General features: G+C 35.0%; 29 protein-coding genes. 4 read left to right on the forward strand and 25 right to left on the reverse strand.

The annotated features are described in order from the left end of the window. Positions 1-25: 25 nt before the first annotated feature. The 3 genes from thiI to FC72_RS05635 all read right to left on the reverse strand — a co-directional run bounded on the left by thiI (position 26) and on the right by FC72_RS05635 (position 4,181). Positions 26-1,243 carry a tRNA uracil 4-sulfurtransferase ThiI gene (gene thiI, locus FC72_RS05625; RefSeq protein ID WP_057765650.1) on the reverse strand — a complete coding sequence of 406 codons (1,218 nt, stop codon included), beginning with the start codon at positions 1,241-1,243 and terminating at the stop codon, positions 26-28. 29 nt (positions 1,244-1,272) lie between these two features. Continuing rightward, positions 1,273-2,418, reverse strand: coding sequence for a cysteine desulfurase family protein (locus tag FC72_RS05630; RefSeq protein ID WP_057765651.1), 1,146 nt, complete (start codon positions 2,416-2,418; stop codon positions 1,273-1,275). Positions 2,419-2,492: 74 nt separating this feature from the next. Continuing rightward, a complete protein-coding gene (locus FC72_RS05635) occupies positions 2,493-4,181 on the reverse strand; it encodes a septation ring formation regulator EzrA (RefSeq protein ID WP_083480760.1) in 1,689 nt (562 codons plus the stop codon). Between the two features lie 310 nt (positions 4,182-4,491). Here FC72_RS05635 and rpsD point away from each other — a divergent pair, with 310 nt between their 5' ends. Next, entirely contained in the window at positions 4,492-5,100 is a 609-nt protein-coding gene (gene rpsD, locus FC72_RS05640) for a 30S ribosomal protein S4 (RefSeq protein ID WP_057765654.1), read from the forward strand. Between the two features lie 58 nt (positions 5,101-5,158). Here rpsD and FC72_RS05645 read toward each other — a convergent pair whose 3' ends face one another. Then, on the reverse strand, positions 5,159-5,761 hold the full coding sequence (locus FC72_RS05645) for a DUF1054 family protein (RefSeq protein WP_057765656.1): 603 nt from the start codon (positions 5,759-5,761) through the stop codon (positions 5,159-5,161). 51 nt (positions 5,762-5,812) lie between these two features. On the opposite strand from FC72_RS05645, the gene FC72_RS05650 reads away from it, so the two are divergent. The 3 genes from FC72_RS05650 (at position 5,813) to FC72_RS05660 (ending at position 7,946) form a co-directional block, all read left to right on the forward strand. Next, positions 5,813-7,117 (forward strand): replication-associated recombination protein A, encoded by a 1,305-nt coding sequence (locus FC72_RS05650; protein WP_057765658.1) that lies wholly within the window; start codon positions 5,813-5,815, stop codon positions 7,115-7,117. Next, positions 7,107-7,388: a hypothetical protein gene (locus FC72_RS05655; RefSeq protein WP_057765659.1), complete on the forward strand. Its 282-nt coding sequence runs from the start codon at positions 7,107-7,109 to the stop codon at positions 7,386-7,388. The genes FC72_RS05650 and FC72_RS05655 overlap by 11 nt, the downstream gene beginning before the upstream one ends. 78 nt (positions 7,389-7,466) lie before the next feature. Beyond that, positions 7,467-7,946 carry a universal stress protein gene (locus FC72_RS05660; protein ID WP_057765662.1) on the forward strand — a complete coding sequence of 160 codons (480 nt, stop codon included), beginning with the start codon at positions 7,467-7,469 and terminating at the stop codon, positions 7,944-7,946. A 69-nt stretch (positions 7,947-8,015) separates the two neighbouring features. Here the strand turns inward: FC72_RS05660 and FC72_RS05665 are convergent, their stop codons facing one another. The 21 genes from FC72_RS05665 to prfA all read right to left on the reverse strand — a co-directional run bounded on the left by FC72_RS05665 (position 8,016) and on the right by prfA (position 24,184). Then, positions 8,016-8,879: a helix-turn-helix transcriptional regulator gene (locus FC72_RS05665; RefSeq protein WP_057765663.1), complete on the reverse strand. Its 864-nt coding sequence runs from the start codon at positions 8,877-8,879 to the stop codon at positions 8,016-8,018. A 101-nt stretch (positions 8,880-8,980) separates the two neighbouring features. Next, positions 8,981-9,274 (reverse strand): glycine cleavage system H family protein, encoded by a 294-nt coding sequence (locus FC72_RS05670; RefSeq protein ID WP_057765665.1) that lies wholly within the window; start codon positions 9,272-9,274, stop codon positions 8,981-8,983. A gap of 9 nt (positions 9,275-9,283) precedes the next feature. Then, complete coding sequence (locus FC72_RS05675) at positions 9,284-10,486, reverse strand: FtsW/RodA/SpoVE family cell cycle protein (RefSeq protein ID WP_057765667.1); 1,203 nt, start codon at positions 10,484-10,486, stop codon at positions 9,284-9,286. Positions 10,487-10,497: 11 nt separating this feature from the next. Further along, positions 10,498-10,719 (reverse strand): DUF2969 family protein, encoded by a 222-nt coding sequence (locus FC72_RS05680; RefSeq protein WP_057765669.1) that lies wholly within the window; start codon positions 10,717-10,719, stop codon positions 10,498-10,500. Between the two features lie 9 nt (positions 10,720-10,728). Next, entirely contained in the window at positions 10,729-11,019 is a 291-nt protein-coding gene (yidD, locus tag FC72_RS05685) for a membrane protein insertion efficiency factor YidD (RefSeq protein WP_057765671.1), read from the reverse strand. A gap of 4 nt (positions 11,020-11,023) precedes the next feature. After that, entirely contained in the window at positions 11,024-11,206 is a 183-nt protein-coding gene (locus FC72_RS05690) for a DNA-directed RNA polymerase subunit beta (RefSeq protein WP_057765673.1), read from the reverse strand. Between the two features lie 8 nt (positions 11,207-11,214). Next, a complete protein-coding gene (mreB, locus tag FC72_RS05695) occupies positions 11,215-12,204 on the reverse strand; it encodes a rod shape-determining protein (RefSeq protein WP_057765675.1) in 990 nt (329 codons plus the stop codon). 96 nt (positions 12,205-12,300) lie between these two features. Further along, positions 12,301-13,623, reverse strand: a complete 1,323-nt coding sequence (gene murA / locus FC72_RS05700; protein WP_057765677.1) for a UDP-N-acetylglucosamine 1-carboxyvinyltransferase — start codon at positions 13,621-13,623, stop codon at positions 12,301-12,303. Positions 13,624-13,657: 34 nt separating this feature from the next. Then, positions 13,658-13,891, reverse strand: a complete 234-nt coding sequence (locus FC72_RS05705; RefSeq protein WP_057765679.1) for a DUF1146 family protein — start codon at positions 13,889-13,891, stop codon at positions 13,658-13,660. A 134-nt stretch (positions 13,892-14,025) separates the two neighbouring features. Then, positions 14,026-14,469: a F0F1 ATP synthase subunit epsilon gene (locus tag FC72_RS05710; protein WP_057765681.1), complete on the reverse strand. Its 444-nt coding sequence runs from the start codon at positions 14,467-14,469 to the stop codon at positions 14,026-14,028. 17 nt (positions 14,470-14,486) lie between these two features. After that, positions 14,487-15,938: a F0F1 ATP synthase subunit beta gene (gene atpD / locus FC72_RS05715; RefSeq protein WP_057765683.1), complete on the reverse strand. Its 1,452-nt coding sequence runs from the start codon at positions 15,936-15,938 to the stop codon at positions 14,487-14,489. A 20-nt stretch (positions 15,939-15,958) separates the two neighbouring features. Then, positions 15,959-16,876: a F0F1 ATP synthase subunit gamma gene (locus FC72_RS05720; RefSeq protein WP_057765685.1), complete on the reverse strand. Its 918-nt coding sequence runs from the start codon at positions 16,874-16,876 to the stop codon at positions 15,959-15,961. Between the two features lie 17 nt (positions 16,877-16,893). After that, positions 16,894-18,420 carry a F0F1 ATP synthase subunit alpha gene (gene atpA / locus FC72_RS05725; protein WP_057765687.1) on the reverse strand — a complete coding sequence of 509 codons (1,527 nt, stop codon included), beginning with the start codon at positions 18,418-18,420 and terminating at the stop codon, positions 16,894-16,896. An 11-nt stretch (positions 18,421-18,431) separates the two neighbouring features. Next, entirely contained in the window at positions 18,432-18,983 is a 552-nt protein-coding gene (locus FC72_RS05730; protein ID WP_057765689.1) for a F0F1 ATP synthase subunit delta, read from the reverse strand. Then, positions 18,970-19,491 (reverse strand): F0F1 ATP synthase subunit B, encoded by a 522-nt coding sequence (gene atpF / locus FC72_RS05735; RefSeq protein WP_083480761.1) that lies wholly within the window; start codon positions 19,489-19,491, stop codon positions 18,970-18,972. Before atpF ends, FC72_RS05730 begins: the two co-directional genes overlap by 14 nt. Before the next feature lie 74 nt (positions 19,492-19,565). Next, positions 19,566-19,778, reverse strand: a complete 213-nt coding sequence (atpE, locus tag FC72_RS05740) for a F0F1 ATP synthase subunit C (protein ID WP_057765691.1) — start codon at positions 19,776-19,778, stop codon at positions 19,566-19,568. Between the two features lie 26 nt (positions 19,779-19,804). Beyond that, positions 19,805-20,515 carry a F0F1 ATP synthase subunit A gene (atpB, locus tag FC72_RS05745; RefSeq protein WP_057765693.1) on the reverse strand — a complete coding sequence of 237 codons (711 nt, stop codon included), beginning with the start codon at positions 20,513-20,515 and terminating at the stop codon, positions 19,805-19,807. A gap of 88 nt (positions 20,516-20,603) precedes the next feature. Then, the gene (upp, locus tag FC72_RS05750; protein ID WP_057765695.1) at positions 20,604-21,233 is read right to left on the reverse strand and encodes a uracil phosphoribosyltransferase; all 630 of its coding nucleotides are present in this window, start codon (positions 21,231-21,233) and stop codon (positions 20,604-20,606) included. Positions 21,234-21,244: 11 nt separating this feature from the next. Beyond that, a complete protein-coding gene (locus tag FC72_RS05755; RefSeq protein ID WP_057765697.1) occupies positions 21,245-22,255 on the reverse strand; it encodes an L-threonylcarbamoyladenylate synthase in 1,011 nt (336 codons plus the stop codon). Between the two features lie 2 nt (positions 22,256-22,257). Next, the gene (gene prmC, locus FC72_RS05760; RefSeq protein WP_083480762.1) at positions 22,258-23,142 is read right to left on the reverse strand and encodes a peptide chain release factor N(5)-glutamine methyltransferase; all 885 of its coding nucleotides are present in this window, start codon (positions 23,140-23,142) and stop codon (positions 22,258-22,260) included. Then, positions 23,087-24,184, reverse strand: a complete 1,098-nt coding sequence (gene prfA, locus FC72_RS05765) for a peptide chain release factor 1 (protein WP_057765701.1) — start codon at positions 24,182-24,184, stop codon at positions 23,087-23,089. Before prfA ends, prmC begins: the two co-directional genes overlap by 56 nt. Positions 24,185-24,194 lie beyond the last annotated feature (10 nt).

Consider the following 24,194-nt stretch of genomic DNA (forward strand, 5'->3'; position numbering starts at 1 on the left):
ACAATATTTAAAAAACGTCAATTGCCTAAAGTAAGCTATTGATATTTTCTTGATTACTTTCCATAAAATGATCACCATGTTCAATTGTTGTAATCTTTACTCCAGCAAGAGATCTCTCAATTAAACCATCAATATCCAAGACACTTTCAAATTTACGTGTTTTTTCAACATTAGGTCTAGTTTTAGGACTAGGTGGGGCAAAAACTGTACAACAGTCTTCAAATGGTTGAATAGATAAATTAAATGTATCGATTTTTTCAGCAATTCTAATAATTTCTGTCTTATCCATTGTTGCAACGGGACGAAGAATTGGTGTAGTTGTTACATCATTTATAGCCATCATGCTCTCTAAAGTTTGTGAAGCAACTTGCCCCACAGCTTCACCATTGAAAATAGCTAAAGCATGTTCTTTCTCACGTAAAATATCCGTTAATCTAAGCATAAAACGACGTTGAATCGTCATTAAGTATCCTTCTGGTACGGATGCTTTGATAGTTTCTTGAATCTCTGCGAATGGAACTTCAATAAATTTGATATTTCCACCAAAAGCAGTCAATTTACTCGTTAGTTCTTTAGCTTTATTTAATGCTTGTTCTGATGTGTATGGAGGACTGTAGAAATGAACCATTTCAATATCCACTCCACGCTTCAAAGCATAATATCCAGCAACTGGTGAATCAATACCACCGGACAACATAAGCATTGCTTTCCCAGCAGTACCAACTGGTAATCCACCAGCACCTTTAATAGTTAAGTAAGATAGATAAATTCCATCTTGTCTAACTTCAACAGAAATCTTAATATCTGGACGTTTCATTTCAACATCAATGCCAGGAAATTCATCACAAATTGCATCCCCAAGTTGAAGATTGATTTGATTAGTATCCAAATAATAACTATGATCTGAACGCTTAGTACCCACTTTAAAACTCATTCCAGGTTTATAAGCTTCATGCATCATTTCGATAGCTTTTTTCTTAACATCCTCAAAATCTTTTGAGACTTCAACACTCAATGAAAAAGTTTGAATCCCAAAAACATTTTTTAGTTTTTCCATAACTGGTTTTGCGTCAACACCATTTAGTTCAATATGTAGACGATCACGATGTGGTCTCATTCTTAAATCAGGGTAATCTTTCAAAACTCTAGCGACATTACCATGTAAGCGGTCGATGAAGCTCTTACGATTTTTACCCTTTGTTGATAGCTCACCATAGCGAACCATAATTTCAGTATATTCCATTAAATTCTCCTAGTTTTGTTTCTAAAAACTTAATTCAAAATTTGAAAATGATCATGGATCTGATCTAAATTCTTAATGAATTTCTTCATTTCAGCTTCAGTATTATTCTCATCTAAACTAACTCGAAAAGCACTTGTAGCAACTTTTTCCGGAGTGCTCATTGCCTTTAAAGTACTAGATTCCAAACCCTTTTTAGATGAACAAGCACTTGTTGTTGAAATATAAATGTCACGATCCTCAAATGTATGAACAACCGTTTCACCTCGAACACCATCAATCGTGAAGCAGATAATATGCGGTGCAAAATCATCTGATATCTTTGAGAATACGTGAGTATTTGAAAGGCCTTCGATATGATTGATCAATTCGGATTTTAATTTTAACATTTTTTCAGCTTTTTGAGCTTCGTTATCTTTTAATAAACGTAAAGCCTTGGCCATAGCAGCAATAGCTGGTGTATTTTCAGTACCACTTCTAAGATTTTTTTCTTGGCCTCCACCAGCCATAAGTGGCTCCAATTGCTTACCAGATTTCATATAAATAAATCCAATCCCACGTGGTGCATGGAATTTATGACCTGAAAACGTGTAAAAATCAACACGGGAATCAATAAATTTATCATCTATATTCTTTCCAATAGCTTGAGTTCCGTCAACATGGTAACTGATGTTTGGGTAATCATCCAAAACACGTGCCATTTCATGTATCGGTTGAATAGAACCGATTTCATTATTAACCGCCATTGTTGACACAAGAATCGTATCGTCTCTAATAGCGTCCTTTAAATCACTTGCACTAACATGACCTGTCTTATCTACTGGCAAGTATGTTACTTCATAACCAAGTTCTTCCAATTGATGCATCGAATTCATTACTGAAGGATGTTCAATTGAAGTAGTAATAATATGTTTACCAAATTCACGTTTTTTAAAAGCAGTTCCTTTTATGATCCAGTTGTTTCCTTCTGTACCACCACTTGTAAATACTACCTCATAGGGTTTAAATCCCATAAGTTGAGCAATTTGCTTACGTGATGTTTCCAATAACTCATAAGCTTTTAAACCTAACTTATGTAAACTAGATGGATTACCAAAGTAATTCAAACTAGCAGCGTTATATGTTTGTAAAACAGATTCCTCAATTTTTGTTGTTGCACTATTATCAAAATAAATCATATTTTTTCCCACCAAATAAAAAAGGCCCTCAGGCCTAAAATTTCATCTCTTATACGATACATCAAAACGATTAATTATGCATTAATTGTCTCTTTAATTCTTTCAACTGATCCTGGTTCAACACGTTCCAATTCTTTGGAAATTATTTCAACTGCTTTGTTGTAATCGTAATCATTATCAAAGATAGATTTTGAACGTTCCAATTGATCTTTAAAGTTATCGTCATGATTACCATATCTATTAGCATATTGTAATAATTTTTCAGCTAAACTTACTTTTTGCTTTAATTCGGTTGTCTTTTGAACTAAATTCTCCAAATCTTCCTGCGCAACAATGACTTGTTTACTAATATCTTCCATATTAATTTGCTTAGAACCTAACTCGTCATATAATTTATTGATCTCGTCGTAAACCATATAGAAATAATCCAAGTAATAATCTGGCAAGCCATTTAGTCTCAATTGTTCAACGATCTTCTTTTGAATTTCTAAACGTTTAGAATATTGATTTACACTATTAATCGCAATACTCTCACTGGAAACCATCTGATTCAAGCTATCATTGATCGACTTTTCCTCTTCTTCAATTCGATCAAGTTTTTCAATGATATCCTTGAAGGTAACTTCAGCGTGAGAATATACAACCTTTTTATCAGCAATGTCTTGAACTTCTTGGTCATAATCTTCTCTCAGACTGATCAATTCCTTACGATTATCTTCAATTTCATTTGTATCATTTTTCTTTAAAATATAGTGTTCTTCTAATTCTTGCATTCTATGTTCTAGTTTATTGTGTTGATAATTGGCATGATTAATATAGTCTAATACCGGTTTTTGTTGCTTTAGGACACTTTGTTTTGCTTCAACCTCAAGTGTCAAAATGTCATAAAGATTTTCAATCTTTTCCTTTATATCGTCATTTAACTTGCTAGTATCATCAAAATCTAGTTCACCTAAAGCATTATCCGATTTAATCATATTCTCTTGAACACTATTCATTAAATCAGCAATATTATCCTCAAATTGATATTGTTGATTTAATAATTTTTGATAAACATCGTTAATTTCTTCTACTTGTCCAGGAAATACTTCATTTAAATCATGATGTAGTGGTTCTATCACTTTGAGTTGATCGGTTATCAATGCAATCTTCACTCTTGCATCATCCAAATATTGGCTGGCCTCTAGATGATCACCATTTTTAGTAGAAGTTTCTTCTTCATCTAATAGTGTCGCAACTTCTGAAAGTTCATCTTCCAAATTATCCGCTGCAGAACCATAATCAAATGATTGAGTTAATACTTGCTTACGCAATAATTGATAGTTCTTATGCAATTCATCACGACGTAAAGCATTTTGCTCGTCACTATTTGATAAGTTATCTAATGAAGATTCTATTTCACTGAATTTAGATTCAACATCTGATATTCTTGTTGCTATTGCCTTAAGTTGCTTATTTGCCCCAAAAACTCTAAATTGGGTATTCTTATAATCAGCTTTACGCATATCAGTAGAAATATCAGGTACCACTTCATTCAATTCTTGAAAATATTCTTTTTTTACACTAACAAAGCGCTCACTACTGGAACCTGTCAGATTCATATCTTCGATTTTTTTTATTTTATCTTTAAAGCGGTCTTCCTTTAAATCAGTTATATTGTCCTTGTAGCCATTCAATACACCGGCATTTTTCTTTTGCAAGAACCACATATACCATAAGAAAATCAGCACCAATAAGATAATTACAATAATAATTATAGACACATTTACACCCCTAATGATGTTACTTAACATTCATACTCAAAATTATAACAAAGATTTATACTACTATTACTGATAGCAAGCATTCATAATAAAGTTTTAAATATTTACTTTGACAATGGTTAATATTCACGTTACACTAGTCTTCGTGTAAAATATGCAGCAAAGAGCGGCAAGAACGTCAACAGTTAAAGGCTTTTAGTTCGATTAGTAACCTGTGGCTGCACATGGCGAAGATCGTAACGATAACTGCACGAATGCTAAACTCTTGTTAATTATTTTACTCCATTACAACTTTGGAGGAATTTTATTTATGTCTAGATATACAGGACCTCGTTGGAAATTATCTCGTCGTTTAGGTATTTCCCTATCAGGATCAGGAAAAGAAATCGCACGTCGTAACTATGCACCAGGTCAACATGGACCAAATAGTCGTCGTAAGATCTCAGAATATGGTCAACAATTAACAGAAAAGCAAAAATTGCGTTTCATGTATGACGTTAACGAACGCCAATTCCGTAACCTCTTCTTACGTGCCGGTAAGCTTGAAGGTATCCACGGTGTTAACTTGATGATTCTTCTTGAAACAAGACTTGATAACGTTGTTTACAGATTAGGTTTAGCAAGTTCACGTCCACAAGCTCGTCAACTTGTAAACCATGGTCACATCACTGTTGATGGTAAACGTGTTGATATTCCATCATACGAAGTACAAATTGGTCAAAAGATCAGCCTTCGCGAAAAGTCAAAAGACTTGGCTATCGTTAAGGAAAACCTTGAAAATGTTGTTGGTCGCCCTGGCTTTGTTAGCTTTGACGATAACACATTGACAGGTTCTCTAGTACGTAACCCAGAACGTAACGAACTAGAACCAAATATTGACGAATCACTAGTTGTTGAATACTACAACCAAATCCTTTAATATTTATATTCAAACATCCACTTGGTGGGTGTTTTTTTATACGAAAAAAACAGGTCGCCTAATTGGCGACCTGTTCATTTATTTCTACCATAAATTGAACTAATTTCATGAACTTATCAAAAAGTAACTTATCGAAGTCTCCTCTTTCAACAATTTCAGAGTCTTTATTAAGAGTAAATCCAATTACAAAATCACTTGATTTAACCGACGTATATCTTTTTAGTATTTTTTTGTATGAATCACTTGCAGTAAATAATTCTGGTTGAGTGTGATCATTAGATACTCCCCAACCTCCATCAATTATTCTCTTTTCTAAATCTTGTATTATAGGATAATATTCTGGTCTCTTATTTATATCTGCCAATAAACTAAAAGTAATAAAATATCTATCGGGCCATAATCCCAATTCAACATGCGGAGTTTTCTTATACCCTCTTTTATTTTGATTTATTGCTAACCAAGTATCAGGTGGCGGATTTTTTGTCCTACGCTGATGTTTAGCTATTTTCATATAAAATTTAGACTGATATTTTTCTTCCAGTGCTGATAACAATTCATCACCAAATTTTTGAAACTTTGGATCAAGTTGTTGTCGTATCAATTGTAAACGACCAGATAACGTATCATCTTCAAAAACTTCAAAATCATTTTTCTTAAACATCATATTCTTCCTTTGTTGTAGAATATACATATTGATTATATAGGAGGTATTATGCAAAAACCACTAGCATATCGAATGCGACCAACTAATATCGATGAAATAGTAGGTCAACAACACTTAGTTGGAACTAATAAAATCATCCGTAGAATGGTTGAAGCTAAGATGTTATCTTCGATGATTCTTTACGGACCACCTGGCATTGGGAAAACTAGTATTGCCAGTGCAATAGCTGGTAGCACTAAGTATGCCTTTAGAAAATTAAATGCTGCTACAGATAGTAAAAAAGATTTACAAATCGTTGCTGAAGAAGCAAAAATGAGTGGTACGGTTGTTCTACTTTTAGATGAAATTCACCGATTAGATAAGACAAAACAAGATTTTTTATTACCCTTATTAGAAAGTGGATCAATTATTTTAATTGGTGCTACAACTGAAAATCCATATATCAATATAAGCCCTGCTATTCGTTCTAGAGTGCAAATATTCGAATTACATCCGTTGTCACCAGATGATCTAAAAAAAGCCGTCAAGCGTGCTTTAAATGATGATAAAAACGGTTTGGGTAAGTATGATGTTAAAATTGATGAATTGGCACTAAATACATTAGTTGAATCCACTAATGGGGATCTACGAAGCATATTAAATGGATTAGAACTATCTGTCTTATCCACCAAAAAAAATGAGAATGGAACAATACATTTAAAACTTCATGATATTGAAGAATCCATTCAAAAAAAGGCTATTTCAGCTGATAAGGATGGAGATAGTCATTACGATGTGATATCAGCTTTCCAAAAATCTATTCGTGGAAGTGACCCAGACGCAGCACTCCATTACCTAGCAAGATTACTAGAAGCTGGGGAACTAACAATTGCTATCAGAAGACTACTCGTTTGCGCATATGAGGATATCGGATTGGCAAATCCACAAGCATGCTCTCGTGCAGTACAAGCAGCACAAGTAGCACAAATGGTTGGACTTCCTGAAGCTCGTATACCTTTGGCCAATGCCGTTATTGATTTATGTTTATGTCCTAAATCTAATTCCGCCATGGATGCAATAGACTCTGCATTAGCTGATGTTAGATCTGGTAAAGCTAACTCTATACCAGATGACTTAAAAGATGCCCACTATAGTGGAGCCAAGAAATTAGGCCACGGTGTGGGATACAAATACCCTCACAATTATCCAAATGATTGGGTAAAACAACAATATCTTCCAAATAATTTAATCAATACTACATACTACCAACCTAAAAACACTGGTAAATATGAACAAGCACTTAATATGCGATTGAATCAATTAAACGATTGGAAGAAAAAAACAAATTGGAGTAATAAAGAACATGATGATTAAGATTTTAATGGCACTATTTATTTTATTCTTACTAGCCCTTTCCTATAATCTGTGGTATCACAGTGATAAAAAATTTTTAATTTACTCACCTGATGAAAATTCAACTCTTAAATCGGCAATGAGAATTACTTCGGTGCTTTTGGTTGTCATATCAGTTGTTGGCGTTATCATATTATTAGTAGGTAATGAAAAAGCAAACTTCATTACTTTACTTCTAGGTAGTCTAACAGCAGCTATATTTTCAATTTATTTAGCAAATATTAACAGATAGCTGTATTTATTTTTCCGAATAAACTAAAATATAAGTATAGGTATAGTACTTATACCAATACAATAACGGGGTGATATTATGTTACAACAATACAAAAACATTCTCGTACCAATTGACGGATCATTTGAAGCTGAATTAGCTTTTAAAAAAGCTGTTGAAGTTGCAAAAAGAAACAAAGCCGCAGTTCATTTACTACATGTAATCGATACTCGTGCTTTTCAAAATGTTTCCAGTTTTGATTCTACAATGGTAGAACAAATTACAGAAAAGGCTAAAGAAACTGTTAAAGGTTATGTTAAAACAGCAAAAGAAGCTGGATTAACAGAAATTGACTATAGCATCGAGTATGGAGCCCCTAAAGCAATCATTGCTAATGACTTCCCTAAGAAATTAGGAATTGATTTAGTTATGATCGGTGCAACTGGTTTAAATGCAATGGAAAGATTATTGATCGGTTCTGTTACTGAATATGTAACAAGAACAGCGGCATGTGATGTGTTAGTTGTTAGAACTGACTTAGATAACAATCCTATTAAAGACGTTAAGAAAAAGAAATAATAAAAAATAAAAAAGTGAGCCGGATTTTTAAAATCCAGCTCACTTTTTTTATTTGAAATTAATAATTAGTTAGTTGTTAAATACATTAAAATCTACATCTTTAATCTTCTCTTTTAATTTTTCAAAGATTTTCTTATTATCAATAATGCTTGAAAGTACATAAGCCTTGATATAATTCTCATCGGCTTTTTTACCTTCGCGGGTACCAGCTTCAGCTAAAGAACTATACATCTCATCTAGTTTGAACAATGATTGCTCTTTTCTAGCGATATAGATACCTTCACTAGCGTAATCTGCTGCTCTCTCATTATCACCCAGATTCAGAGAAAGATCAGACATGTTAGCATAAATTGAAATACTATCATGATAGTTTTCATCGCTAATTTTTTCGACGCTAGCTTTGATTAAATCTTTAGCTTGTTCAAAGTATACCTTTGCTTCATCAGTTGATTTCTTATTGACATAAGCTTTAGCGGTGTAAATATCAATTAAGATATCATACATGTCAACGTTCGCAATATTGACATTCATCGCACGGTTAAAATCAAAAATTGCTTTGTCGTAATTCTTGCTGAGTTCATATTCTACTAACCCATTGAAGAAATGAATCAACTTGATTTCTTGCTTATTATTGATATTGATATCATTTAACTTATTGAGCTTATCTTCAATAGCTTGATAATCGTCAAAGTAAAATGATTTTTTTATATCACTGATAATTGAATAAATCTGACTATCGTCATTGACGATAACGAGGTTCATTGTGATACCCAGTCTTTCACAAATGCGAACCAAGATTTCCATACTTGGAATCTTATTTTTTTTCTCGATCAAACTAACAGTTGCCTGTGTGCATATGCCATCGGCCAGCTCAGATTGAGAAATTCCTCTGAGCTTTCTGTAATGGCGAATTTTTTCACCTAAGATTTTCATTTTAAACTACCCCATTCATTTATTAATTTCAGGATAATTTAAACAGTTCTTAAAAAAAGTTGCAAGGAATAAGCAACAATAAATGTATTGGTTATAATTATTTAATTATTTACTTCAAAAAGCCAAGCATCTTCTTCAGAACCATTTAACAATTCAGGATTATCAGTTAACTTATCATTGATCTTAACGATTTTACCGGAAACTGGTGATTGTAGTTCTACAACAGCTTTTTGCGCCTCAACCTCACCAGTTGAGTCCCCAACTTTAATATCATGTCCTAAAATTGGCAAATCGACAAACTTAACTTTACCTAAGGCCTCTTGTCCAACCTTAGTTAATCCAACACGTGTTGTTTCTTCTCCAACTTTTGTCCATAAATATTTTTTTTCAGACATACTCTTTACCTACCTTTGATTAAATGTACCATTTTCAAACATATAACTCTTATGATGGAATCTCATAGACATAATTAATCCTATACCAATCATATTACCCAAAAGTGCTGAACCACCTTGAGAAATAAACGGCAACGGAATACCTGTCAATGGTAGTAATCCGATACTCATACCAATGTTTTCAAAGACGTGGAATAAGATCATCATAATAACGCCAGTCGAAACATAAGCATAAAATTCATTTTTAGTATCAAAAGTTACTTGAATCATTTGATAAATTAACAAGAAATATAAGAATATCAAAACACATGAACCAATGAATCCAAAGTTTTCACCGACAACGGAAAAAATCATATCAGATTCACGTACTGGAACATAAACGTTAGAGACATTAAATCCCTTACCAAATAATTGTCCAGATCCAATAGCCTTCATATTCTGCCAAATTTGATAACCATTTTCTGAAGTATCCTGAGATGGATTTAACCAGCTATCAATTCTAGCAAATTGATAAGCTCTAAATCCAAAGTGAGACAAATACGATCTTCCCCAATCGGTAGTAGCAAAGGTCAAAGCTACACCACCCACTACTGCAACGATTAGGAAGGCTGTACCTATAATTTTCCAATCAATACCTGAAACTAAAACGATTCCACCTAAAATGGCGATAAATACTAACAAAGTACCCAAATCGTTTTGTAACTTTAGTAATACCAAGACTGGCAATGTCCAAAGGATCAATTTACCTAATAGTGAAAAGTCACTTTTCAATGTATGTGTTCTAAACTCGGTATTATGATTCGTTACAATCTTACTTAACATCAATATATACGCGGGTTTCATTACCTCAGACGGCTGGAACGTAAATGGTCCTAAGGCAAACCAACTTTTTGCACCAGTTTGCGCAAAATAAGTTCTACTGTATAAGAGAAGAACTAATACCAGTAACGCCAGTCCTCCAAAATACGCAATATTAGCTACCTGCCACAATTGTTCTGCATCCAACTGCATGATTACAACTACGATAACTGCTCCAATTGCATACCAAACTATTTGTGAAGCAACATTCTTCAATGGATTTTGAGAATCCTGAACTGTAGCAACATAAATAGACATTAAACCAATAAGGGCCAACATCATAACCGAAAAGATGACTCCATAATCAATTCTTGATTCTAAATCATTTTCTCTTTTATTGTTTTTTATTTGCATTTTAACACCTATTAATGATTATGTAGATTGTACTGCATCAATAATTCATTTATTGCATCGTCAAGTTTAACTGACTTAAAGGGAGTATCGTTACTTTCTACATATGACAAGTAACGTTCACCCTCTTTTTTAATAGTTCCAATATATTTTTTACCATTCCAAAGTTCATAAACCTCGGGATCGTCACTTATATCTTTTAAATTAATTTCAATTGCTTTCTTTTTTCTAACCATTAAATCTTCCTATTCTTTACTATGAAATTTCTTAGCAATAATCTCATCTTCGTAGTCTTCTGGATGAGGATTGCGAAAAATGGTGAAATTATCCGGAACAGGATCCACTCCACCACGAACAAAGGGATTGCACCTAAGAATTCGAGCAATACCCATAATTGCTCCTAAAATAGCGCCGTGCTTCTTAACGGCATCAATAAAGTAAGTAGAACATGTTGGATAATATCGACAGCTAGGAGGTAATACTGGGGATATAAACTTCTGATAAACTCTGACCAAACTAATTAATAGTCTTTTCATTTAACTACCTTAAAAAGTCTAACATATGAATCCATGTTCCTGGCCAAAGTACGGCTAACGGATTTGACCCGCCAAGAGCAGAACCAATTAACATACCCAGAATAAAGAAGATCAGAATGAGTAGAAGCACCCAACCTATTTTTCGAAAAATATCTTTACGATATTCTCTACCAAAATCTTTTTTCATTATTCACCCTAGTATTTTTTATGTTTTTCTATATTTTCTAATAAAATTCCAGTTCCCAAGGCAACTGAATCCAAAGGACTTTCAGTCATTAAAACAGGAACCTCCAATTGTTCGGCCAATAATTTATCCAAATTCTTAAGTAAAGATCCACCACCAGTCAACATAATACCGCGATCGATAATATCTGCAGACAATTCAGGAGGTGTTTGTTCAAGAACACCTTTGGCAGCGTCAACGATTTGAAGAACACCATCATGCAAAGCATCCTCAATTTCTTTTTCGTTAACCGTGATCTCTTTAGGTAAACCAGTAACGATATCAATACCACTAGCAGAGAAAGTAACTTTATCATCGGCTTCCAAAGCAGAACCAATTTCGATTTTGATTTGTTCTGCTGTTCTCTCACCAATAATTAAGCTATGGTTAGACTTTACATATGCTTGAATTGCACTAGTCATCTTATCACCAGCAAATCTAAGTGAACGACTTGTTACAACATCACCCATTGAAAGTACAGCAATATCACTAGTACCACCACCGATATCAATAACCATATTTCCTTGAGGCTTAAAGATATCTAGTCCTGCACCAACGGCAGCAACTTTTGGTTCAAATTGCAAATATACTTTTCCGCCACCAGCTTGTTCAGCGGCTTCAATGATAGACTTTTGCTCAACTGGAGTTACATTAGTTGGAGCACAAATCATAATAGTTGGTTTTGAAAAACGACTTCTAACATTTAATTTATCAATAAAATATTGAAGCATTTTTTCAGTTATATTAAAATCAGCAATTACACCATCTTTCAAAGGACGAACTGCTTTAATATTAGCTGGAGTTCTACCTACCATTTGATAGGCATCTTGTCCAACTGCAACAACATCGTCATTTTTTGTGTTGATTGCTACTACTGAAGGTTCGTTTAAAACAATACCTTCTCCTTTTACATCAATAAGTACATTTGCTGTACCCAAATCAATTCCTAGATATTTCGACATACTATATCCTCCAAAATCTAAACAAAAAAAGTATATCATAACAAGCGCCATCAATAAATTGCCACGAATAAAAAAAGAAAGTGGATCAACCACTTTCTAAGCCAATTTATTGATACTTGAAACGGTATGTAATACTAAATTCTCTCTTCCGTCTTTATCAATCGATACACGTCTTATATTGGCGCCTAAATTTCTTAACTTTTCAGTGAAATGATAATAACCACGATCTAAATATTGCAAATTAGAAACTCTAGTTTCACCTTCTGCAACGATACCTGCTAATACTAAAGCTGCAGCCGCTCTTAAATCGGTTGCTGAAACTTTTGCACCAGTTAGTTGTGCAGGGCCAAACATAATAACAGAATTTCCTTCTATCTTATAATCAGCCTTCATTTTCCCAAATTCTGGAAAATGCATAAATCTATTTTCAAATACAGTCTCCGTCATAACGGTGGTACCTAAACTTAATAGCTGTACTAACGTCATTTGAGCCTGCATGTCAGTTGGAAAACCAGGATGAGGTAATGTTTTAACATCAACCGGTTGAAGATGATCTGTTCCTACAACTCTAATTCCTTCGTCTGATTCAATTATTTTTACGCCCATTTCTCTTAATTTAGATATCAATGGACGATTATGTGCCTCGATTGCATCTTTGATCATAATATCACCATTAGTAACCGCTGCTGCAACCATAAACGTACCAGCCTCAATTCTATCCTGCATAATAGAATGTTCACATCCATGTAGAGATTTAACTCCTCTAATACGGATAGTATTAGTTCCAGCACCACTAATATCTGAACCCATTTTACTTAGTACATTTGCAAGATCAACGATTTCTGGTTCACGTGCAGCATTATCAATAACTGTTTCACCTTCAGCTAAAACCGCAGCCATCATAATATTTTGAGTTGCACCAACACTTGGAAAATCTAGATAAATGTTAGTTCCCTTCAAACCTTCAGTTTTAGCATCGATGAAGCCACCATTTTGTTGAAATTCTGCACCCATCGCTTCAAGTCCCTTGATATGCAAATCAATTGGACGTGAGCCAATTGCACAGCCACCAGGCATTGCAACGTGTGCTTCTTTATTACGTGCCAATAGCGGTCCTAAGACAACGATTGAAGCACGCATTTTATCAACTAAATCCTCAGGAGCTGTGGTCAAAGTTCCCTTAGAAGAATCGACAGTCAATACTTCATTATCTTCATCAAAATTAACATTTGCACCAAGTGCACGTAACATTTTTGTCATCGTTATGACGTCTGACAATGGAGGGATATTTGTCAAATTCACTTCTCCAGAAGAGGCTAAAAGCGTCGCTGCTAGGATGGGCAACGCCGCATTTTTAGCTCCTTCGATTTTAACAGTTCCCTTTAACTTAGATGGTCCATTTACGATAATTTGTTGCACAATTTTTTCCTCCAAAACGATGGAATCATTAGAATTAGAAAAGTAAGGTCAAGTTCTGTGAAACACTGATTATGTTCAAGAAAAATGAACTAACAGTATAGCCTAAAGCAATAGCTAAGAACGCTATTAGTAATTGTAACATTCTAGGATTAACAGATTTATTGTAAATTTTTTTCCAATCAATTACTTGTAAACAATTAAAACTAAGCCAAATGAAAACTAAATGACTTACCAAAGTAAAAATTGCGTTTACTCCTAGGTTCTGCATTCTATAACCTCACTTTGTATAGCATAACACTGTCATAATGATATGTTTGACTTTATTAAAAATACTTAACTCTTTTCATATTACCAAAAAAAAGACAAAGACTAAACCCGAAAGTTTTATCTTTGTCTTTTATTTTACAATTTAGTATCTTCGTGTGAACTAACATTGATTCTATTAACAGCTTTACGCAATGATACTTCAGCACGATTAAGATCATCTACATTATGTTTTTCTTTAGCCGTTTGAATTCTCTTCTCGGCTTTTTCTTTAGCATACTTTGCACGTCTTAAATCGATATTAATAGCTCTCTCGGCACTATTGGCAACAATAGACACGAGATTATTGCTGAACTCCAGGAATCCACCGTTAACCGCAATTGAATCTTCATGATTAGGAGAATCCACACGCTTTACACGTACTTCATCAATTTTCAACGGAGCAATTATTGGTTCATGATTTGACATGATACCAATATTTCCACTAATCGTGCTTGCAACGATAAGATTTGCATGATGGTCATAAACAACACCATCAGGAGTGACAATATTGACCGTCATTAATTCACTTTGATCAGCCATATTATTCCCCTCCCTTATTAATTAGCTACTGCCTCAGCAGCACCATTTTGTTGTTCGTCTTCTGGTTCCCAGCCCATCTTCTTGGCCTTTTCAAGTACATCTTTGATTCCACCAACACCGTTAAAGGCATCTTCTGGAACATCGTCATACTTACCATCTAAGATGGCCTTAAAGTCCTTAACTGTTTCTTCAACAGGAACATAAGAACCTGGTACACCAGTAAACTGTTCAGCAACACTAAAGTTTTGTCCAAGGAAGAATTGAATACGTCTTGCACGAGCAACAGTAGTCTTTTCTTCATCAGACAATTCATCCATACCAAGAATTGAAATAATATCTTGCAATTCACGGTATCTTTGAAGAGCTTGTTGAACTCTTGTAGCAACATCATAGTGTTCTTTACCAACAATAGATGGGTCAAGTGCTGAAGATGATGAAGCTAGTGGATCAACAGCTGGATAAATACCTTGTTCTGTTAACTTACGTTCAAGGTTAGTTGTAGCATCCAAGTGAGCGAAAGTTGTTGCAGGAGCAGGGTCAGTATAGTCATCGGCTGGAACATAAACGGCTTGAATTGAAGTAATTGAACCCTTCTGTGTAGAAGTGATTCTTTCTTGCAATTGACCCATTTCTGTAGCCAAAGTAGGTTGATAACCAACGGCTGATGGCATACGTCCTAACAAGGCTGAAACTTCAGAACCAGCTTGAGTAAATCTGAAAATGTTATCGATAAACAATAGCACATCTTGGCCAGCAACATCACGGAAGTACTCAGCAATTGTTAAACCAGTTAAGGCAACACGCATACGAGCACCAGGTGATTCGTTCATCTGTCCATAAACCATGGCAGTCTTTTCAAGAACACCTGATTCTTTCATTTCATAGTAAAGGTCATTACCTTCACGTGTTCTTTCACCAACACCAGTAAATACTGAGATACCACCATGCTCTTCAGCAATATTGTGGATCAATTCTTGAATCAAAACGGTCTTACCAACACCGGCACCACCGAACAAACCAATCTTACCACCACGAACATAAGGTTCGAGAAGGTCGATAACTTTGATACCTGTTTCAAGAATTTCTGTTGATGTATTTAATTCATCATAAGCTGGTGCTTGACGGTGAATACTATCTCTTCTGAAGTCTGCGGGGAATTCCTCGCCTCCATCGATTGATTCACCTAAAACGTTAAATACACGGCCCAATGTTTCTTTTCCGACAGGAACAGAAATTGGACTACCAGTATTAATAACGTCAGCACCTCTTTGAAGTCCGTCAGTAGAACTCATAGAAATGGCACGCAATGCACCATCACCTAATTCTAGGGCAACTTCAAGGGTAATTGTTGATCCGTCATGCTTTGTAATTTTCAAGGCATCATTAAGTTCAGGAAGATCTCCGTCTAAAGGAAACTCCACATCAACAACCGGACCAATTACCTGAATAACTTTTCCTTTGCTACTCATTAATTTGGCTCCCTTCTAAACTATTCTAGTGCAGCAGCACCGCCGACAATTTCAGTAATCTCTGTAGTAATTTGAGCTTGACGAGCACGATTGTAATGTAGTGAAAGATCAGAGATCAATCCATCCGCATTATCAGTAGCACTCTTCATGGCTGTAACAGAAGCAGCATGCTCTGCTGTTTTTGCGTCCATGATTGCTCCGAAAGTTAAGCATTCAATATATTGAGGTACAAGAGAAGCCAATACAACCTCAGCACTAGGCTCTGTTAAATATTCGCTAGCAATATGTTCTTCCTCAGGTGTTGCATCTTTTGGTTTAGATAATGGCAATAACTTGTCATTAGTAAATCTTGATACAAGAGAGTTAACGTGATGGTTATGACAAACATAAATTTCATCAAAGCTTCCTGCTTGATATAATTGTAAAATGGTTTTCACAATAGGTTTTAAATCTTCAACTTCTGGAACATCTTGTAATCCGTGATATTCATAAGCTATATCATAACCACGTGTCTTGAAAAACTCTGTTCCGGTATTGCCAAGTGAAATAATTGTAAATTTACTTGTATCGTTATGATATTTCTTCTTAAAAAGATCCATCATAGCTTTCAAAATATTACTATTATATCCACCAACAAGGCCACGATCACTAGTTATAACAACGTATGCGGTCTTTTTGACTTCACGTACTCGAAGAAGATTATTAAGACTCATTGGATCCTTTGAGTTTCCACCAGCAGCAACTTCACTAAAAACGTCGCCAACTGTTAAGTGTCTAATAATTTCATCAACTTTGTTTGCATATAATTGATAAGCAATAGATTTCTTTTCAATACGAGAGAGTTTAGCACCAGAAACCATTTGCATGGCTCTTGTTATTTGACCGGTTTTCTTAGTAGAAGAAATTCTTCTTTTAATGTCCATAAGTGACTCAGCCATAATTTAAACCTCCTGTATTATTTATCTTGCTTGTCAGATTTTGAAGCCAAGTAGTTTTCAGTGAATTCTTTTACACCTTGACTCATCTTGTCTTCATCAGGTAGTTTACCTGTTTCTTTAATTTCTTGTAAGAGATCGGCATGGTTTGCATCGAAGAATTCAGAAAGTGAAGCTTCATATTCTAGGATATCGTCTACTTTAATCTTATCAAGGAATCCTCTAGTTAAAGCAAATAGAATCAAGACTTGTTTTTCAACAGGCATTGGAGAATGTACAGGTTGTTTTAGAACCTCAACTGTACGACGACCACGATCTAGTTTTGCTTTAGTAGCCTCATCAAGATCAGAACCAAATTGAGCAAATGATTCCAATTCACGATATGAAGATAGATCCAGACGTAATGTACCGGCAACTTTCTTCATAGCTTTAATTTGAGCGTCACCACCAACACGAGAAACAGATTCACCAGCATTAATAGCTGGTCTTGTACCTGAATAGAATAAATCACTACTCAAGAAAATCTGTCCATCAGTGATGGAAATAACGTTAGTAGGAATATATGCGGAAATATCTCCGGCTTGTGTTTCAATGATTGGCAAAGCAGTCATTGAACCACCACCCAGATCATCACTCAACTTAGCAGCACGTTCTAGCAAACGTGAATGCAAGTAGAAAACATCACCAGGATATGCTTCACGCCCAGGTGGTCTACGAAGCAATAGCGATATCTCACGATAGGCAGTTGCTTGCTTGCTTAAATCATCATATACGATAAGAACGTGCTTACCGTTATACATGAAATATTCACCCATAGCGGCACCAGAATATGGTGCGAAGTAAAGCATAGGAGCGGGTTGACTAGGACCAGCTTCAACAACAATGGTATAATCCATTGCCCCGTTCTTTCTTAATGTTTCAACTTGGTTTCTAATAGTTGATTCCTTTTGACCAATAGCTACATAAACACAAATCATATCTTGATCTTTTTGATTGATGATTGTATCAATAGCAATTGATGTTTTACCAGTTTTACGGTCACCAATAATCAATTCACGTTGACCACGTCCGATTGGAACAAGTGAGTCAACGGCTTTCAAACCTGTTTGTAAAGGTTCGAAAACTGATTTACGTTGCATAACACCTGGTGCAGGTGATTCGATAGGTCTTGTCTTATCAGTCTTGATTTCTCCAAGTCCATCAACTGGTTGACCCAAAGCATTAACAACACGTCCAATAAGTTGATCACCTACTGGAACTTCCATGATACGACCAGTTCTTTTAACTGTATCGCCTTCACGAATTTTGTCGTAATTACCTAAAATGATAATACCAACATCATCACTTTCAAGGTTTTGAGCCACACCAAAAGTACCGTCTTGGAATTCAAGTAATTCACTTGCCATAGCGTTTTCAAGGCCATTAGCACGAGCGATACCATCACCGACGTATGTAACTGTACCTACTTCATCAACTGAGAGTTCATTTTTATAGTTCTTCAACTGTTCTTTGATCAGTGAACTAATCTCTTCAGTTTTGATGCTCATTCTTTTCACCTCTACTTATTTTTAACTAATAGCATGTTTTTGATGTCATTAAATCGCTTAACAACGCTGCCATCAATTACTTGATCACCAACACGGATAATAACCCCACCGATGATTGAAGGATCGACTACTTTTGTTAAGTTTGCTTGTTTTACAGAAAAACGTTCTTTAATAACAGATCTAAGATTATCTTCTTGTTCTGAGCTGAGTGGAACGGTTGTAGTTACAGTAACTTCAACAATTCCATTGTCGATGTCATATCTTTCGATAAATGCGTCGGCAATTTCAACTAGACAATTCATACGATCACGATCAAAAAGCATACTTAAAAAATCTTGCATTAGTTCGCCCAATCCAGATTTCAAGGTTTCTACAACCTTGGCTCTTTCAGCTCGGGAAACTGAACGTCCAGCAAATAACAAATTCAAACTTGGATTCTCTAAGTAAATTTTTTTAAGATCTTGAAGATCTTTCAAATTTTCCTTAACAGATCCTTGTTCGACAGCAACTTCATAGAGTGCTCTGCTGTAACGCTCGCCCACTTGAAATTTACTTAGTTTCATTATTTACAGTCAACTCCTTAATATAAGAGTCGATTAAAGACTTTTGATCGTCTGCATTAAGCTCTTTAGAAATAACTTTTGAAGCTATTTCCAAAGACAAGTTTGCGATGTCATCTTGGGCATCTTGCATAGCATCTTGTTTTGCTTTTTCAGCATCTTGTTTTGCTTTTGTTCTTACATTTTCAGCTTCACTATGAGCGTCTGCTACGATGGCCTTCTTTTGTGAATCACCATTGTCTTTAGCTTTGTTGACGATCTCAATTGCTTCAGCACGTGAATTCTTTAATGCCTCTTCACGTTCCTTACTAAGCTTGTCTGCACGTGCACGTTCTTGATCAGCATAATCTAAGTCGCCAGAGATTTTTTCTGATCTAGCATCCATCATTTTTGTGACTGGACCCCATGCATAGTGTTTAACAGCTAGCGATAACAGGATAAAAGAAATAAGAATAAAAAGCATATCACCTAAAGCTAATTTGCCTGCTCCGAGTACTAATAAACTTGCCAATATTCTCAACTCCTTCCCTTCCTATAAAACATAAAAAAGGCGATTATATTTTTTATCGCCAACTAATGTATGTATTATACGAAAAGAATAACGAATGAAATAGCAATGGCAATGATAGGAACAGCTTCGATAAGACCAACACCGATAAACATAGTTCCTCTTAATTGACCAGCTACTTCTGGTTGACGAGCCATACCCTCAAGGGTTTTAGAAATAACAAGTCCGTTACCAATTGATGCACCAAAAGCTGCTAAACCAGCTGCAATAGCTGCCGCGATTTCTTTCATAATTTAAAAATCCTCCAATATAAAAGTTATTCTTTTTCCATTTTACGTGAAATATAAACCATAGATAATGTGGTAAATACGTACGCTTGGATGGCTCCAATGAAGACTGAAAAGCCTTGCCAGATCATTTCTACCGGAATAGCAATAACAAATGATACTAGGCCAAAACTCTTAGCAACAGTTCCAATAAGTGCAAGAAGTACTTCACCGGCAAATATATTACCGTAAAGACGCAATGACAACGTTAAGAAGTTAGTGAACTCCTCCAGAAGGTTAATTGGTAGCAAAAAGCTCACCGGTCTCGCATAATTGGACAAGTATGTGCCGAATCCGAATTTCTTTACAGAATAGTAATGTGCCAACATTAACGATACTAATGCCAATGACATGGTAACTATCGGATTAGTTGTTGGCGACTTAATATACGTGAAACCATCAACCTTGATTTGGAATATTAATCCTAATTGGTTAGAAACAAAAATAAACAAGAATAATACAAATGCATAAAGACTAAACCGACTACCAGAACCATCTGGGAAAGCCGACTTAACAATGCCATCTGTAAAATCAATCATCCACTCTAAAACGTTCTGTGCTTTACCAGGTTTCATTGTAATTTTACGTGATAACGAGAAAACTAAAATAAAGACAAGGATAGCAGCAACAAGTGCTGATAAGTCGTTTGCAACATTGAATCTTAAACCTAGGAAATCAATAAACTTGTACTTATCATCCAATAATAACCCCCCTTTCTTTACTTATTGAAAACATATTGATACTTCAAAATAATAACACTATAAAAAAAATATTCAAACAGTGTTTTTTTTATTTTGTACCAAATAATCTGTCTCCAGCATCACCTAAACCAGGGAAAATGTAACCACTATCAGTAATCTTTTCATCTAGTGAAGCAGCGTAAATGTCAACATCTGGATGAGCTTCTTGTACCGCTTTTACACCTTCTGGTGCTGCGACTAAAACAACAAGTCTCATGTGTTTTGCTCCACGTTTCTTTAAAGCATCGATTGCCATGATAGCTGAACCACCAGTTGCAAGCATTGGATCGACGATAAATAAATCACGTTGATCAATATCACTAGGTAGTTTTACAAAATATTCATGTGGTTGAAGAGTTTTTTCGTCACGATACATTCCAATATGACCAACCTTAGCAGCGGGAATCAACTCTAAAACGCCATCAACCATACCAAGTCCGGCACGAAGAATAGGAATAACAGCCAACTTCTTTCCGGCAAGTACCTTTTGAGTTGATTTACCCATAGGTGTCTCAACTTCAACATCCTTTAAAGGTAGATCTCTAGTAATTTCATAAACCATCAATTCACCAATTTCATTGGCAACTTCACGGAATACTTTTGTTCCAGTATGTTTGCTTCTGATGATTGTTAATTTATGTTGGATCAATGGGTGATTTAGTACTTGAAATTTAGACATTTTAATTCTCCTTAGTTTTCGTAGTGTTTTTGTCCAGCAGATTTATTTAAACGGTTGCGATAAGCATCTCCGTGATCAGCATTAGGGAATCCCTGTGCCAAAATATAATTTACATTTTCAGCATCGAGTCCTCGTAACCCTGCAAAAAGATGTTTTGAAGCAGAGATAACATCATTTCCTAATGAAAACTTTCTGAAATCATCTGGTGCTTCTTTAAGAATTTCATCAGTTGCTAAAATTCCAATTGGCACATTTTTTTCTTGATATTCAGAAATAGCTTTAGGAAAGTCATTTACATCGTCAACAATAACAACTTGGGCACTAGGTGCATAATGTTTGTATTTCATACCTGGTGCTTTTGGAATTTCTTCATCCTTAACCTTGTGATGATCACTTCTTACGTCATCAATAACTTTGAGTAGATCTTCTACTGTGATCATACCTGGTCTTAGAATTGTTGGTACGTCAGTTGACAAATCAATAACTGTTGATTCAACTCCTAAAATAGTTGGTCCATCATCCAAGATAGCGGCAATCTTACCTTTTAAATCATGATAAACATGCTTAGCTAAAGTAGGACTTGGCTTTCCACTAGTATTAGCAGAAGGTCCCACAATTGGCTTACCAAATTTTTCAATCAAACTTAGTGTGACTTTATTATTTGGCATTCTAAATGCAGCTGTTGAAAGACCCCCTGTTACAGCTTTAGACAATGAATCTTTCTGAATAGGCATAATGATAGTCAATGGACCTGGCCAAAAGTTTTTCATTAGCTTTTCAGCCAATGGTTTGTAACTATTGTCAGCATATTGCCAGACCATCTCAGGACTGGAAACATGGACTATCAAAGGATTGTCACTCGGACGACCCTTAGCGGCATAGACATTCTTAACGATATCAGATCTAGTTGCATCCGCCCCTAAGCCATAAACTGTCTCAGTTGGAAATGCTACAAGTTGACCATCAGAAAGAAAATCTACTGCCCTTTGAATCTGTGAATCTTTTAGTATCTCTGTTTCCAAATCTACACCCTCTCTTTTTCAGCTTTAAGATACCTATCGTTACCATTAATATCCTTATAGAATTCTACCTGATATTCAGGCATATTATTAGCAAAAATTTTTTTTATTTCATTTTTTTGATGATATCCAAATTCCATATAGAGTGAACCATCGGAATTTAAATAATTACTGGCAACTTTAGTTATATCCTGATAGAATTCTAAACCATTATTTTCTCCATATAAAGCTAAATCAGGTTCATATTTAATAACACTCTGATCCATGACCCTTTTTTCATCAAAAGAAATATATGGAGGATTTGAAACAATTACATCAAATTTCTCATTTTCAATGTTTTCAAACAAATCACTTTGCTTAAAAAAGACATTATTGGTTTGATAATTGTCAGCATTTAACCTAGCCACTTTCAATGCACCTTTTGAAATATCAGTTGCCAAAATATCGTCATCTGGAAATGTTAAGCCCAAATTAATTGCAATAATTCCAGAACCTGTACCAATATCTAAAATACTTTTTTTCCCGTCAGAATGATCAGAGATTATTCTTTGAACCATCTCTTCAGTCTCTTGGCGTGGTATAAGGGTATTTTCATTTACAGTAAAAGTTTTATCCATAAAGTAGGCATAGCCTAAGATATATTGAACTGGTTCATCCATACCTAATCGAATAATACCGTCACGAAATTTTCTCATAATGTCACTAGGAACAACTTCGTTTCTATGTAACTGCAATTGAGTGTAATTAAATCCAGATAATTCTTCCATTAAGTACTGTGCATCTTCAGGATATTTGTTTTGTTGTTCTAGCATTAAAAAAGCCCTTTTCAGGGCATTAGAATAGTTTGGTCTCTCCACTTTGAATTTGCTCCAGTTTTTGAGTTTGATCATAAACGATTAGGGCGTCAATAATTTCTTCTAATTCCCCGTTCATAATACGATCCAATTTATTCAATGACAAACCAATACGGTGATCTGTAACACGATTTTGTGGATAATTGTATGTTCTAATTCGCTCAGAACGATCACCAGTACCAACCGCTGATTTACGCTTTTCATCGTATTCACTTTGATTTTCTGATTCATAATAATCATAAACACGTGATTTCAAAATTTGCATAGCTTTTTCACGATTTTGTTGTTGTGAACGTTGATCTTGCATAGCAACTACGATACCTGTTGGTAAATGGGTCATACGAACAGCAGATGATGTCTTATTAATATGCTGACCACCAGCACCTGAAGAACGATAAACATCTGTACGAATATCCTTTGGATCAAGTTCTAATTCAACTTCATCATATTCAGGCATAACAGCAACGGTTGCAGTAGAAGTATGAACACGGCCTTGTGACTCTGTTGAAGGGATTCTTTGAACACGGTGAGCACCATTTTCATATTTAAGTTTTGAATAAACTCGATTACCAGTGATCATAACAGCTACATCCTTGTAACCACCAACTTCGGTATCAGTTTCATCAATAATTTCAAAACTCCAGCCTTGCTTTTCAGCATATTTGCTATACATAGTCAAAAGATCAGCCGCAAACAAACTGGCTTCATCACCACCAGCAGCACCACGAATTTCCATAATAATATTTTTATCATCATTAGGATCTTTAGGAAGCATCAAGATTGTGATCTCATGCTCAACCTTTTCTAATTCTTCTTTTGATGAATTAAGTTCATCTTTAGCCATAGCTTGCATTTCTGCGTCATCAGTTTCACGCAAAATCTCATCACTATCACTAATGCTTTGCTTTAATTTCTTATAGTGATTAAAAGCATTAACAACATCACGAATATCAGCTTCTTCTTTAGAATACTTCATATAACGCTTTGTATCGTTAATAACTTCAGGGTCACTCATTAATTCTTGTAATTCACTGTATCTCTCAACTAGGGTTTCTAGTTGTTCTAGTATTTTATCCAACTTAACGATC

This window comes from Companilactobacillus tucceti DSM 20183 (assembly GCF_001434665.1).
GTDB lineage: Bacteria > Bacillota > Bacilli > Lactobacillales > Lactobacillaceae > Companilactobacillus > Companilactobacillus tucceti.

Bases quoted from the DNA above. Each gene is read 5' to 3' on its own strand.
- rpsD (WP_057765654.1), top strand. From the start codon at position 4,492: ATGTCTAGATATACAGGACCTCGTTGGAAATTATCTCGTCGTTTAGGT.
- FC72_RS05650 (WP_057765658.1), top strand. From the start codon at position 5,813: ATGCAAAAACCACTAGCATATCGAATGCGACCAACTAATATCGATGAA.
- yidD (WP_057765671.1), bottom strand. From the start codon at position 11,019: ATGAAAAGACTATTAATTAGTTTGGTCAGAGTTTATCAGAAGTTTATA.
- mreB (WP_057765675.1), bottom strand. From the start codon at position 12,204: ATGTCGAAATATCTAGGAATTGATTTGGGTACAGCAAATGTACTTATT.
- FC72_RS05705 (WP_057765679.1), bottom strand. From the start codon at position 13,891: ATGCAGAACCTAGGAGTAAACGCAATTTTTACTTTGGTAAGTCATTTA.
- FC72_RS05680 (WP_057765669.1), bottom strand. From the start codon at position 10,719: ATGGTTAGAAAAAAGAAAGCAATTGAAATTAATTTAAAAGATATAAGT.
- prmC (WP_083480762.1), bottom strand. From the start codon at position 23,142: ATGATCAAACTCAAAAACTGGAGCAAATTCAAAGTGGAGAGACCAAAC.
- FC72_RS05665 (WP_057765663.1), bottom strand. From the start codon at position 8,879: ATGAAAATCTTAGGTGAAAAAATTCGCCATTACAGAAAGCTCAGAGGA.
- upp (WP_057765695.1), bottom strand. From the start codon at position 21,233: ATGTCTAAATTTCAAGTACTAAATCACCCATTGATCCAACATAAATTA.
- FC72_RS05655 (WP_057765659.1), top strand. From the start codon at position 7,107: ATGATGATTAAGATTTTAATGGCACTATTTATTTTATTCTTACTAGCC.
- FC72_RS05720 (WP_057765685.1), bottom strand. From the start codon at position 16,876: ATGGCTGAGTCACTTATGGACATTAAAAGAAGAATTTCTTCTACTAAG.
- FC72_RS05645 (WP_057765656.1), bottom strand. From the start codon at position 5,761: ATGTTTAAGAAAAATGATTTTGAAGTTTTTGAAGATGATACGTTATCT.
- thiI (WP_057765650.1), bottom strand. From the start codon at position 1,243: ATGGAATATACTGAAATTATGGTTCGCTATGGTGAGCTATCAACAAAG.
- atpA (WP_057765687.1), bottom strand. From the start codon at position 18,420: ATGAGCATCAAAACTGAAGAGATTAGTTCACTGATCAAAGAACAGTTG.
- FC72_RS05710 (WP_057765681.1), bottom strand. From the start codon at position 14,469: ATGGCTGATCAAAGTGAATTAATGACGGTCAATATTGTCACTCCTGAT.
- atpE (WP_057765691.1), bottom strand. From the start codon at position 19,778: ATGAAAGAAATCGCGGCAGCTATTGCAGCTGGTTTAGCAGCTTTTGGT.
- FC72_RS05675 (WP_057765667.1), bottom strand. From the start codon at position 10,486: ATGCAAATAAAAAACAATAAAAGAGAAAATGATTTAGAATCAAGAATT.
- FC72_RS05660 (WP_057765662.1), top strand. From the start codon at position 7,467: ATGTTACAACAATACAAAAACATTCTCGTACCAATTGACGGATCATTT.
- FC72_RS05690 (WP_057765673.1), bottom strand. From the start codon at position 11,206: ATGAAAAAAGATTTTGGTAGAGAATATCGTAAAGATATTTTTCGAAAA.
- atpD (WP_057765683.1), bottom strand. From the start codon at position 15,938: ATGAGTAGCAAAGGAAAAGTTATTCAGGTAATTGGTCCGGTTGTTGAT.
- FC72_RS05630 (WP_057765651.1), bottom strand. From the start codon at position 2,418: ATGATTTATTTTGATAATAGTGCAACAACAAAAATTGAGGAATCTGTT.
- FC72_RS05730 (WP_057765689.1), bottom strand. From the start codon at position 18,983: ATGAAACTAAGTAAATTTCAAGTGGGCGAGCGTTACAGCAGAGCACTC.
- FC72_RS05670 (WP_057765665.1), bottom strand. From the start codon at position 9,274: ATGTCTGAAAAAAAATATTTATGGACAAAAGTTGGAGAAGAAACAACA.